Source organism: Flavobacterium sp. KH_035 (assembly GCF_057839565.1).
The window spans coordinates 2,856,903-2,870,226 of the sequence record NZ_CM174492.1; the positions used below are offsets into that span (position 1 = coordinate 2,856,903).

Annotated in this window: 8 protein-coding genes; 3 read left to right on the plus strand and 5 right to left on the minus strand. The window is 35.2% G+C overall.

All coding sequences use genetic code 11. The features are described from left to right. Nucleotides 1-518: 518 nt before the first annotated feature. Nucleotides 519-893 (minus strand): DoxX family membrane protein, encoded by a 375-nt coding sequence (locus AC3IS6_RS11670; RefSeq protein ID WP_489159510.1) that lies wholly within the window; start codon nucleotides 891-893, stop codon nucleotides 519-521. A 210-nt stretch (nucleotides 894-1,103) separates the two neighbouring features. Then, nucleotides 1,104-2,000 (minus strand): DUF4349 domain-containing protein, encoded by an 897-nt coding sequence (locus tag AC3IS6_RS11675; protein ID WP_489159511.1) that lies wholly within the window; start codon nucleotides 1,998-2,000, stop codon nucleotides 1,104-1,106. 198 nt (nucleotides 2,001-2,198) lie between these two features. Here AC3IS6_RS11675 and AC3IS6_RS11680 point away from each other — a divergent pair, with 198 nt between their 5' ends. From AC3IS6_RS11680 to AC3IS6_RS11690, 3 genes are all read left to right on the plus strand, one after another. After that, on the plus strand, nucleotides 2,199-3,485 hold the full coding sequence (locus AC3IS6_RS11680) for an anthranilate synthase component I family protein (protein ID WP_489159512.1): 1,287 nt from the start codon (nucleotides 2,199-2,201) through the stop codon (nucleotides 3,483-3,485). A 175-nt stretch (nucleotides 3,486-3,660) separates the two neighbouring features. Further along, the gene (gene tilS / locus AC3IS6_RS11685) at nucleotides 3,661-4,971 is read left to right on the plus strand and encodes a tRNA lysidine(34) synthetase TilS (RefSeq protein ID WP_489159514.1); all 1,311 of its coding nucleotides are present in this window, start codon (nucleotides 3,661-3,663) and stop codon (nucleotides 4,969-4,971) included. Next, on the plus strand, nucleotides 4,971-7,073 hold the full coding sequence (locus AC3IS6_RS11690; protein WP_489159516.1) for a protein-disulfide reductase DsbD family protein: 2,103 nt from the start codon (nucleotides 4,971-4,973) through the stop codon (nucleotides 7,071-7,073). Before tilS ends, AC3IS6_RS11690 begins: the two co-directional genes overlap by 1 nt. Nucleotides 7,074-7,237: 164 nt before the next feature. Here AC3IS6_RS11690 and AC3IS6_RS11695 read toward each other — a convergent pair whose 3' ends face one another. From AC3IS6_RS11695 to AC3IS6_RS11705, 3 genes are all read right to left on the minus strand, one after another. Next, nucleotides 7,238-8,554 (minus strand): ammonium transporter, encoded by a 1,317-nt coding sequence (locus AC3IS6_RS11695; RefSeq protein WP_489159518.1) that lies wholly within the window; start codon nucleotides 8,552-8,554, stop codon nucleotides 7,238-7,240. Between the two features lie 338 nt (nucleotides 8,555-8,892). Beyond that, nucleotides 8,893-10,200 (minus strand): amidohydrolase family protein, encoded by a 1,308-nt coding sequence (locus tag AC3IS6_RS11700; RefSeq protein ID WP_281922024.1) that lies wholly within the window; start codon nucleotides 10,198-10,200, stop codon nucleotides 8,893-8,895. Between the two features lie 40 nt (nucleotides 10,201-10,240). Continuing rightward, nucleotides 10,241-13,237, minus strand: a complete 2,997-nt coding sequence (locus AC3IS6_RS11705; protein WP_489159519.1) for an amidohydrolase family protein — start codon at nucleotides 13,235-13,237, stop codon at nucleotides 10,241-10,243. Nucleotides 13,238-13,324 lie beyond the last annotated feature (87 nt).

A 13,324-nucleotide genomic window follows, 5' to 3' on the forward strand; every position in this document is an offset into this window, starting at 1 on the left:
ATCGTTGTATTTAGTAAGATGAAATGATTAATGATTTGAAAAACAGGTGTGTAGTTTCGTTTTTGTGCAGAGTGAGGAATTGCAGATTTACTTTGTTTCTGAAGCTCAAAAAATGTCAAAAAATCTAATTTTGATCAATCCTAAATATTTAGTAAAATAGTCTGAAATTGTTGGACTAGATTATGAATGTAAAAGGATTTTAAAGAACGTAACTGCCAGGTATTCTTTAGATGCTAATGATAGATAAAAGGTTAGTAACAGGGGCTATAATGTCACAAAAGACAAGTGGGAGGAAAGCATCGGGAAAAGCCAGGTTTGTCAAAAAGGACAATGTTGGTATGCTTAAGGTTTCATTTTTTGGTCCTTTTTATTCCAGTTAAAATTAGGATTGCAATTGATTCGAGATTACGTGGCGTATTGGTTGTAGTTGAGGTAACAGTGTGTGGATACTTTTAAAATAACAAACCCGACAGGCTATTAAGCTTGTCGGGTTTATTTTTAGGTGTAGTGAAAATAAATTATCTGGTGAAAACACTTTTGTAATTATCCCAATATCTGTAGATTAGAAATAAATTGGCAAGGAATAGCAATACTGCAAGTGGCAGACCTTGAGGAGCCAGAAAATAATTAATGAACAAAATGTTTACCGTAATTGGTAGGATCAGTATATTGGCTAATGTTACATAACGTCCCGTTACAAACGCAATTCCGCAAAGAAGCTCGATTGATTTTGCTAAAGGCAATAAATAAGTTGAGGCAACAAGTCCCATATTAAAAGCTTTGAAATCACCGGTAGTTTCCGGTTCCGGAGCCAATTTAAAGAAAAAACTAAGAGAGGCGAATAGTAATAAAAGACCAATTAAAACACGGACAATAATGGTAGCAATTTTCATAATACTTAAGATTTTTAATGGTTTAAAAAAGTATAATTTATTTTTGGAAAACGTTACAATCTGAACTCTCAAATGAATTAAAAAACAATTTTTAAGACTTTTAGATTGAGAGTTTTACAGTCTTTATTGTTCTATTTTGGGAAAAATAGAATGCTATATCAAATATAACGAATTTTTTCTTATGAAATTGCTGTTTTATTAACACTTTTCTTATCTCTTAATGTATTTTTTGTAAAGGAAAAATCCGCCAAAACTAATCAGAATAAAAGGCCATAAATTGATGATAAAAACAAAGATCGTTTCAAGGATATACCAGCCGTTTTTAAGAGAATCAATAATTTGTATGCCCAGATTTGGTTTGTAAGCATTACTGTTTTTCTCACTTGCCATTATTTCCTGCCTTACTGTTTCGTTTTGATAGAGTTGTAAAGTAATGGTGCTGAAATTAATTTGGTCCTGCAGAGATAAGTTTTCAATGGCACGATTGTCTTTTTCTTCTTTTTGGTTTGCCAGTGCATTTTCGGCTTCCATAACGTCATTAATTTTTTTGCCTTTGGAATCAATTGCTTTTTCGACTCTTTTCTCTGTAACCGCACTTCTTTTTTGTGAAAGCTGATTGGCTAGTAATTTTAGAGAAACATCATCGGCTTTGATAACTCTAAAATCAAGAAAATCGATTTGTCGGGCTATGGTTTTAATAACGGTATCGAGTTGTGTGTTGGGTACGCGAATTGTAATGTTGTTCTCGACTGTGTATTTGGTTGTTTCGAGTGTACTGTCCTGACTAATTTTAGTTTTAATCTGATCGTGAATGTTGCTTTGCAAATTAGTGTAGGTCACAAATCCTCCAAATTTTTGTGTTGCATTTTCAATAGCATAAGTAGATTTGACGACATTTTTAACTTTAAATTTAATATCGGCAGTTCGAATGAATTTTTGCGTGCTGTTTTTTTTCTCCACTGCTGCCGATGAAGAGATTGCAGTGCTGTCTGTTGTCGTTTTGTAATCTGCGTTTACTGCTTCCGCAGCAGGATCGGCTTTTTTACAGGAAAAGAACAAAGTGATAATCATTAAGGAAGTTAATCCAAGGTTTGCAATTGTTTTCATAAAGGTTTTAGAATTTGATTCGTAAATAATTTAGTGGGTCTGTTTTTTTTAAGATGTGTTTTTTGAATCAATAGGCGCGAAAAGGTTTAGGTATTCTTGTTAATTCGATATACTAAAAAGTGTGCCAATATTTTTTGTGTATTATTTTATTGAAGGATTTTTTTTGTTGTAATTTTGGGGCCTAAAAATCACCTATTTTTGAGAGTTACCACATATAAAAATATTTCAGATCCAGAGCATTTTAAACAGCAGCTTTTAAGCTGGTCACAACAATTTCGAGAGGTTGTTTTTTTGGATAGTAATTCTTATCCACAGGAATATTCCAGTTTCGATTTTGTATTGGCGGTAGATGCTTTTACCTCTTTAAAAACAGATTTTCATAATGCCTTTGAAGATTTAAAACAATATCAGCAGACCACTAAAGACTGGCTTTTTGGATATCTTTCCTATGATTTAAAGAATGATGTCGAAAAGTTGACATCGTCTAATTTTGATGGTTTGGATTTTCCGGATTTGTTTTTCTTTCAACCTAAAAAAATATTTACAGTAAGAGGAAATCAGCTTGAAATGCAATACTTGCTGCTTTGCGATGATGAGCTTGAAGAGGATTTTGAAGAAATTGTTCAAAGTAAATTTGACAGCTTCGAAACTTTAAGCGGAATTGAAGTCAAACAACGTATTTTAAAAGAAGCGTACATCGAAAAAGTTGCAAAAATGCTGGAACATATCCATATCGGAGATATGTATGAGGCTAATTTTTGTATGGAGTTTTTTGCTGAGAATGCCGAAATTAATCCGCTGGAAAAGTTTCTGAAGTTAAGTGCAATATCAAAAGCTCCGTTTTCGGTTTTCTTTAAAAATCATAAACAATATTTGCTTTCAGCTTCTCCGGAACGCTATCTGAAAAAAGTTGGAGAAACTTTAATTTCCCAGCCGATAAAAGGAACCTCAAAACGATCTTCAGATTCAATCGAAGACGAAAAGTCAAAACAGTTTTTGGCATCTGATGCAAAAGAACGTGCTGAAAATATTATGATTACCGATTTGGTGCGAAATGATTTGTCTCATACTGCACAAAAAGGTTCTGTTGAAGTAGTGGAACTTTGTAAAATTTATTCGTTTTTGCAGGTGCATCAGATGATTTCTACCATCACTTCAAAGTTAGATCCGCAGTACTCTCCAATTGATGTTTTAAGAACTACTTTTCCGATGGGAAGCATGACAGGAGCTCCAAAAATTTCGGTTATGAAGATTATTGAAAAAGTGGAAGAAACCAAACGAGGTTTGTATAGCGGTGCTGTTGGTTATTTTACACCCGAAGGAGATTTTGATTTTAATGTCGTAATAAGAAGTATTCTGTACAATCAGGAGAATAAATATGTTTCATTTTCGGTTGGAAGTGCTATTACATCTCAATCCATACCTGAAAGGGAGTACGAAGAGTGTCTCTTAAAAGCCAAAGCGATGCATGAAGTTTTACGGTAGAAATAGGTAATGACGACCAGGGGATTGGAGGGGCAAGGAATTCATTATAAAAGTTAAAAAAGAATAAAATTCGTACAATTTCGTTTTTAAACAAACAATATAATGTAAATTCGTACAGTTTTAAAACATAAAAGAATCTTTCTCCATAATTAGAATTAAATTTTTACATTTATAAATGCTTTCAAAATTTCAAAATCATCTCGCTTCAAGATTTCCATTTTTGGATGATAAAAGGCTGTTTCTGGCGGTAAGCGGAGGTTTAGACAGTATGGTTTTGTTGCATTTGTTTCAGCAATTGCCCATTAAGATTGCCGTTTTGCACTGTAATTTTCAACTTCGCGGATTAGAAAGTTTTGGCGATCAGGATTTTATTCAAAAGTACTGCGATCAGAATGCTATTTCAATTTTCAGTACTCAATTTGATACCGAAGCTTTTGCCAAAGATTACAAGCTATCTACTCAGGTTGCGGCTCGTGAATTACGCTACAGCTGGTTTTACGAACTTTTAGAGACCGAGAATTTTGACTATATTCTAACAGCGCACCATGCCGATGATAATCTTGAAACTTTCATTATCAATTTAACTCGTGGGACCGGATTGGAAGGATTAATAGGGATTCCGGAAGAAAATGATAAAATTATTCGCCCGCTTTTGCCTTTTTCCAGAGAGGAGATTTTAGAATATGCGAAAAATAATAATATTCAATGGCGGGAAGACAGCAGTAATGCGTCAAATAAATATCTTCGAAATAAAATCCGTCATGATCTTGTTCCAATACTAAAGGAGATCAATCCGAACTTTTTAAATGCTTTTCAGAAAACACAATCTTATCTGCAGGAATCGCAGGAAATGGTTGAGGATGCTTCGATCATGATTTACCAACAAGTAGCGAAAGAAGAGGGGGATGATATTCATTTTGATTTAAATCAGCTCAAAAAGCTTCCCAATTATAAATCGTATCTGTACCAATGGTTGAATGAATTTGGCTTTTTGGCTTGGAATGATGTTTATGATTTGGTAGACGGACAATCTGGAAAACAGGTGTTTTCGGCTGATTTTCGATTGTTGAAAAACAGGGACACTTTGATTTTAAGTCCAATTTCTGAATTATCGGAGCAGGAAGTGTTTGAAATTAATGAAGGAGAGCAAGACGTTAATTTTCCCTTAAAATTGAGGCTTTGTCAGGTAGACGACATTACAATAGATTCAAATAAAGCTATATTTGTGGACGCTGAAAAAATCCGATTTCCGCTGATTTTACGTAAATGGGAGGAAGGGGATGTTTTTCATCCTTTTGGAATGAAGGGAAAATCTAAAAAAGTAAGTAAACTTTTTAAAGATGAAAAATTGTCGCTGATTGAAAAGGAAAAGATTTGGATTTTATGCTCAGATAATCAAATTGTATGGGTGATAGGAATCAGACAAGATGAACATTTTAAAATTGAGAATACAACAAACAAAATAATTAAAATAGAATTATTATAATGAACCTTAATCAATACCATCAAACGACGATGTCGAAAAGTGTCTGGAATAAATCCATTGTATTTTTGCTGTTTCTTCTTTTTGCATTTGCAGAAGGGAATGCTCAAATTCTGGAACCTGTAAAATGGACTTCTAAAATTGAAAAAAGAGCCGGAAATAATGCCGTTTTGATTTTTGACGGAACGATTGAAAAAGACTGGCACATGTATTCGCAATTTACGCCGGAAGGTGGGCCGCTTGCTTTGGAGATTACTTTTAAAAATCAAAAGGGAAATTATAATTTGGTTGGAAAAGCCAAAGAAGGAAAAACCAAAACTGCTTTTAATGATGTCTTTGGAGTAAATGAAACTTTCTTTGAGGGTAAAGCGCATATCGAGCAGGAAATCACCATTATCAATCCAAATCTAAAAACGGTTGATGTTGATTTTGACTTTCAGGTTTGTAAAGAAGTTTGTATCAATTCAAGTAAAAAATTCTCGATTGCAATTCCGTCAAATTTTAAAATGGATGCTGTTGCGGCGGTATCTGAATCTAAATTAGACGAAACAAAAGTTGTCGGGATAGCAGTTGATACAGTAAGCAAAGCAACTGTTTCGGAAAAACTAGAACTTAAGAAAATTGATAACGCAACAGCTGAAGTTGTAGATAATGTACAGAAAACTACGCCATCAAGAAGTTTATGGTCTATCTTTTTTATTGCATTTATCTCCGGATTTGCAGCTTTGCTGACTCCTTGTGTTTTCCCGATGATTCCAATGACTGTAAGTTTCTTTACCAAACAAAGTAAGAGTAGGGCAAAAGGAATAAGAAATGCTATTATCTATGGATTTTCTATTATCGCTATTTATGTAATATTAGGTCTGATTGTTACCAAGATTTTTGGTGCAGATGCACTGAATGCATTATCTACAGACGTGTGGTTTAATCTAATTTTCTTTGTAATACTGATTGTTTTTGCTACTTCATTTTTGGGAGCTTTCGAAATTATGTTGCCTAATTCATGGGCTAATAAAGCAGATCAGCAGGCAGACAGAGGCGGGCTAATTGGTATATTGTTTATGGCTTTGGCTTTGGCTATTGTGTCGTTTTCATGTACAGGACCTATTGTTGGAACCTTATTGGTAGAAGCTGCTTCGAACGGCGGAATTGCTCCAATTGTTGGAATGTTAGGATTCTCATTAGCATTGGCATTGCCATTTATGTTATTCGCGATGTTCCCGGGCTGGTTAAATTCATTACCAAAATCAGGTGGCTGGTTAAATACTGTGAAAGTAGTTTTAGGATTCTTAGAATTGGCTTTGGCTTTTAAATTTTTATCAAATGCTGATTTAGTTCTTCAGTTGCACTTTTTGGAAAGAGAAGTTTTCATCGCAATCTGGATCGCAATTTTTGCTGCTCTGACGTTATATTTATTCGGAAAAATTACATTACCGCACGATAGTCCGTTGAATCATATTTCAGTTGGAAGACTGTATTTAGGATTACTTACATTGGTATTTACAGTGTATTTAATTCCGGGACTTTGGGGTGCGCCTTTAAAATTAATTAGTGCATTTCCACCACCTCCACAGTATAGTGAAAGCCCGTTTGGGGTAGGAGGATCTTCAAATTCGGGGGGCAACAGTACAGAGTCTGTTGCAGGCATGCCAATTGGAGCGGAGCTAGGACCTCATGGTATCATGGTTTTTCATGATTATGAAGATGGCTTAGCTTATGCAAAATCAATCAATAAACCTATTATGCTGGATTTTACAGGCTATGCTTGTGTGAATTGCAGAAAAATGGAAAATAATGTATGGTCAGAACCAATGATTTTGCCAATCTTGAAAAATGATGTAGTCTTGATTTCTCTTTATGTTGATGATAAACGTGATCTGCCAAAAGAAGAACAGTATGTTACAGCAAAAGGAGATAAAATCGAAACCGTTGGAGATAAATGGACTGATTTTATGATCTCAAAGTATAAAACTAATACACAGCCGTTATACGTGATAACAGATTTGGAAGGGAAGAATTTAAACAGTTCAAAACCGACGATCAGTTACGTAAGTGCCGAAGAATACCTGCAATGGCTGAGAGAAGGAATCTCGAATTTTAAGTAGTTTTTTTGGAGAGTAAAGATTAAAGAATATAGATTACAGAGTATAGAGTAGGTGATTTTGAATCTAAGATCTACAATAAGCAAAGGTGAAGTTAATTCAAAACAAAAATCCCTCTAAAGTAAAGCTTAGAGGGATTTTTTATGGGCAAAGGCGGAAATTTTGTCTTATAAGAATTCTCCGTGTTGAGAAATATCTAGTCCTAATTCTTCTTTTTCTTCAGTGACTCTTAGTGGTGTAATTTTATTTACGATAAAGAATAAAATATATGAACCTACAAAAGCGAAGATAGAAACGATTACCAAAGCCGTTAGTTGATTGATGAATAATGTTGGTGTTCCAAAAATCAGACCCTGATTGTCTCCAACGGCCGGGTTGATTGCTTTTGAAGCGAAAACACCGGTTAACAGCATTCCGACCATACCGCCAACACCATGACAGGCGAAAACGTCTAAAGCATCATCGATTTTTCCTTTAGGGAATTTACTTACGACAAGGTTACTTACTATAGCAGAGAATGCTCCGATGAAAATAGCGTGAGAGATGCTTACGAAACCTGCGGCAGGAGTAATGGCGACCAAACCAACAACTGCACCAATACAGGCACCAAGAGCGGATAATTTGTGTCCTAGAATTTTATCAAGAAAAACCCATGCCATGGCAGCAGCTGCGGCAGCAACCGTTGTCGTTCCCAGGGCTTGAACAGCAAGTCCGTTAGCTCCTAATGCAGAACCTGCATTGAAACCAAACCATCCAAACCATAGTAAACCTGTTCCTAATAAAACATAAGTAATTCTGGCAGGATTTACTTTTTGAAGTTTTCTTTTTCCTAAGAATATGGCTCCGGCTAAGGCAGCCCATCCGGCACTCATGTGAACTACAGTTCCTCCGGCGAAGTCTAATACTCCCATTTTAAAGAATACTCCATCAGGATGCCAAGTCATGTGTGCTAGAGGAGAGTATATGAAGATAATGAATAAAACCATGAATAATAAATACGCCCAAAAACGCACACGTTCTGCAAATGCACCAGTGATTAATGCAGGTGTAATAATGGCGAATTTGGCCTGAAATAATGCGAATAACATAAATGGTATTGTTGGCGCAAGGCTCCAGGCAGTTGAAGTACCTACACCCTGAAAGAATAGATTTGAAGTTGGATCTCCAATGATTCCGCCAATGGTAGGACCAAATGCTAATCCGAATGCCACAATAACCCATAAAATAGTAACAATTACCATTGCCATAAAACTTTGCAACATAGTACTAATAACATTTTTCTTACCTACCATTCCTCCGTAGAAAAATCCTAATCCCGGTGTCATAAGCAAAACAAAAGCAGTTGCTACGATCATCCAGGCTGTATCTCCAGTATCAAACTTTACAGCTTCTACCGGAATTGGGTTCTCAGTTAGGATGAAGTTGGACAAAAAGGTTAGTACCAAAATCGTGATAAGAATCACACTTAAAATAATTTTTCGCATAGTTATTTAGTTTTAAATTTTTTATAAAAATATAAAATCAATCAAGACCCCTGTAAAAAATAGGGTTAAGTGTTTTATTTTTATTAATTTTTAAATTTATACCTATGTATTTTATGTGTATCTGTATAAAATAATCAAAAATTTACAATTTGGTAATGCGGAATTTCAATTGTGAGGCATTTGGCTGGCTGTGGAGAGGAGAAAGAGAGGTAGAATTCCTGTTTTAAGAATCTTTTGATCTAAAAAAAAAGGCAATTAACTGAAACGTTTTGAATTATAAATAAAAAAGGCATCAGATGAATTTTCAAATGATGCCTTTTGTTTTAAAAAACTATTGCTTATTTCTGATTGAATTTTGCTTTGAATTTATCATTCAGCTTCGTCTGGAAAGTTTCTAAATTAATTTTTCTTCCCTGAATGAAAGCGGTCGTTAATTTATTGGTTCTCATGTCCAACGCATCACCTTCAGAGATAAATAAAGTAGCATCTTTACCTGTTTCCAATGTACCACAAGTATCATCAATGCCTAATAATTTTGCAGTATTTGAAGTGATAAGCTGTAATGCTTTTTCTTTATCTAAACCAAATGCGGCACAAGTTCCTGCTAAGAATGGAAGGTTACGTACGCTCATACGTTCGTGATCACCACTGTTTTCAAGTCCTACGACAATACCTTTATCGGTAAGTATTTTTGCCATTTTGTAAGGAAGATTTACGTCTTCATCATCACTTGAAGGCATGTCGTGAACTCGTCTTAAGAATACACCAACATTGTATTTTTGCAATACATCGGCAGCTTTATAAGCTTCAAATCCACCCACAATAACTATTTTCTTGATCTGATTGTTAACTGCTAACTGAATTGCATCAACGATTTGTTTTTCTTCATCTGCGTGTACGTAAAGCGTTTGAGTTCCGTCAAAAAGCCCTTTTGTAGCTTCAAAAATGATGTTTCTTTCTTTTGAAGCAGCCTGATTGTAAGCTTTTGCATTGCCCCAAAAAGCGGCAATTTCTTCAACCTGTTTTGGATAATCTTTGTTGGCTTCAATAATCCCAGGCTCAAACCATGACCCTGATCTTCTAAAATTAGAAGGGAAGTCAAGATGAATTCCGTCATTCTCTTTTATAATGGCATCTTTCCAACTCCAGGCATCTAGCTGTACAACAGAAGATGTTCCTGAAATTCGACCTCCACGAGGTGTTATCTGCGCAATTAAAATACCATTTGGACGAACAGTTTCGACTACTTTTGATTCAGAGTTGTAAGCAATGATACTTCTTACATTTGGATTAAAAGTTCCAATTTCTTCCTGATCGTCTGATGATTTTACAGCGTCAATTTCTACCAGACCTAATGTTGTGTTTGCAACTATAAATCCCGGGTAAATGTGTTTTCCGCTGGCGTCAATAGTGGTGTCGTATGCATCGGCGGCAAGTCTTACGGTTGTTGCGTCGGCCACCAGAGTTATTTTTCCGTCTTTAAATCCAACGGCACTGTTTTGAATCACACTGCCATTACCTAAATGGGCAGTGGCATTTAATATCAAAACCGATTTGGTTTGTTGGGGTGCCGGTATTTGCTGCGCTTTTATTTGTAATGAGGCGCAAAAGGCCAGCAAAGTGATATATATGTTTTTATTGATCATGTTATCTGTTTTTATCTTTATGAATTTTATAAAGCCGTTATTATTGTTCTAAAGTATCACAGTGATATTCTTTCTTCTCTTTTTTGGTTGGCTGTTGCGTGCTCATACCTTTGTTTTTTTCCTGCAACATTTGTCCAATAAGTAAACTTCTTTCTTTTGAAATAGCCAATTGTTTTTCGGCATCCTTTTCAGTATCAAAATATACTACACCCTCAATCATTGTTTTTTCGACTTTAGCATAGATAGACAGTGGGTTTTCGCTCCACAATACAACATCTGCATCTTTACCAACTTTTACACTTCCTACTTTATCGTCGATATGTAATAATTTAGCTGGGTTGAGGGTTACAAATTTCCAGGCTTCTTCTTCAGAAATATTTCCGTATTTCACTGCTTTCGCAGCTTCCTGATTTAATCTTCTTGACATTTCGGCATCATCTGAGTTGTAAGCAACAACTAATCCTTCGTTGTGCATAATTGGACCGTTGAACGGAATTGCATCGTTTACTTCAAATTTGTAAGCCCACCAGTCAGAGAAGGTAGATGCTCCAACACCGTGTTGTTTCATTTTATCGGCAACTTTATAACCTTCAAGAATGTGCGTAAAAGTGTTTACTTTGAAATTGAATTTCTCTGTAACATTCATCAACATTAAGATCTCAGATTCTACATAAGAGTGACAAGTAATAAAACGTTCTTTGTTGAGGATTTCAGCTATCGTTTGCATTTCTAAATCAACTCTAGGTGCTTTTCCTTTTTTAGAACCGGCGTTGAATTTTTTCCAGCTTTCATCGTATTCTTTTGCACGTTGAAAATAGTCTGTAAAAACCTGTTCAACTCCCATTCTGGTTTGTGGAAAACGAGTAGGGTTATCAATTCCCCAATTGGCTTGTTTTACATTTTCTCCTAAAGCAAATTTGATAAACTTTGGTTGGTTTTTGTATAACATTTCGTCTGGAGAAGATCCCCATTTCCATTTTACAATTGCAGAACGCCCACCGATTGGGTTTGCAGATCCGTGTAATAATTGTGAAGTGGTTACACCTCCGGCTAAGTCTCTGTAGATATTAATGTCTTCAGAGTTTACGACATCCTGAATGGTAACTTCGGCAGTAGAGTTGTGCCCCATTTCGTTTACACCTTTTGAAATCGCGATGTGTGAATGTTCGTCGATAATTCCACTGGTGATGTGTTTTCCTTTTGCATCAATAACTGTAGCTGAAGCATCTGAAAGGTTTTTACCTACAGCAGCAATTTTTCCGTTTTTAATTAAAACGTCAGTTTCTGTTAGTATACCTTCTTTTTCGTTTGTCCAAACTGTAGCATTTTTGAATAATAAAGTTTGAGCAGTTAATTTTTTTGAGTCACCAAAAGCAATATTTGGGTAAGTTGTCGGGATAATCGGATTTAGTTTTTCAACTTTAGTAGAATCTTTAACTACTACAAACGGGCTTGTTTTTGTAGCTGTCCAAAACAATTCAGTACCATTCGCTAAAACTGCTTTTCCGGATAAGTTTTCTGGTTTTTCGATTAATCCGGTTAAACGTGTAAAGTTAGATCTGATTGAATCTGCAGGTTTAATTAAAAGGGTGATCCAGTTTTTAGAAACGGCAAAAGTGCTGCTTACTTTTTTGGTATCTGCAGTTGTAATTTCAGATTTTGGAGCATCAACTGTTCCTTCAATTTTCCATTTATAGGTATCTTTTCCAACAGTTAAGTCGTAGTTACCACGAATATCTTTTGCATTAACATCATTAACGACATATTTGGTTCCCTGTACCCAGTTTTCATACAAAACGGTTTTTTCGTCAAAGATTTCACCTGAAGTAATAATGAAATTGGCAAAAGCACCTGTTTTTAAACTTCCTACTTCATTACTTTTCCCTAGTATAGCAGCAGGAACTGTGGTTAGGGCTTCTAGAGCTTTTGTTTTATCAAAACCATATTTAATAGCTTTTAATAAATTAGTTTTAAAGTCTTCGGTCTTTTTTAATTTGTCTGTGGTTAAGGCAAAAACAACTCCGTTGTCCGAAAGCACTTTTAGGTTTGTAGGTGCCTGATTCCAGAAACGCATGTCGGCCAATTCGATTTGATTGGATAAATATGGGTTAGAAACATCATACGCTTCAGGGAAGCTGATTGGAATGATATATTTTGCATTAGTAGCTTTTATTTCTTCAATTCTTTCAAACTCATTACCACTGCCTTTGAGCACATAGTTCAGTCCAAATTCTTTAGCAATTTTCGCTGCTCTTAAGCTGTTTAGTTTGTCTTCTGTAGCAAAAATCTGAACCAGTTTTTCATTGTCTGCTAATGCTTCCAATGATAAATCTTTAGTTTCTGAATTTCCTTTTTTGTACCAGTCTAAGTCCAGATACATCTGACGTAATAAGGCTGTCATACCCATCAAAGAACTTGGATAAGCCTGATTGGTTAAGGCGCTTCTTGTAAAAGCAAAATGGTTGGTCACCTTATTAGCAATAATTTGTTTGCTGTTTTCGGTATTGTTCAGTGCTACCAGGATTCCGGTTCCCTGAGCAACTCCGTCAGCAATATGTGTTCCAACTACTCCAAAACCAGCTTTTAGTAATTCTTCAGCTTTAGGCTGATCGTATTTAAAAGTCTCATAAGTATTTACTTCAGGGAGAATGCTTTCGTTCCAGTAGTATCCCACTTTTTTTGTATCGTATAAAGGACTGCGATCACGTCCACGTCCAGAAGGACTTTTAGGTTTTTCAACCCCAAAACTGGTGTAGATATCAATAAACGAAGGATAAATTGTTTTTCCTGCAAGATCAATCGCAATGCTATTTTTAGGAATGGTGATGTTGTTTCCAACAGCAACCACTTTTCCATCCTGAATTAGTAAAGTTCCTTTTTCGATTTTTTGTGTTGGAGTCACATAAATCGTGGCATTGGTAAAAACAGTGTAATTGTTGTTCTTGTTGTGGACACTTTCATTTACAGGAAAGTAATCTTGAGCGTACGTTTTTGTTAAAAAAACACTCAAAAACAGTAGTAGTAGTTTTCTTTTCATGGATAATTAATAAAATTTTCATTAAAAATAGGAAATATTAATATTTAAGCAAGTTTTAATTAAAATTAATTTTTTATATACCACGTT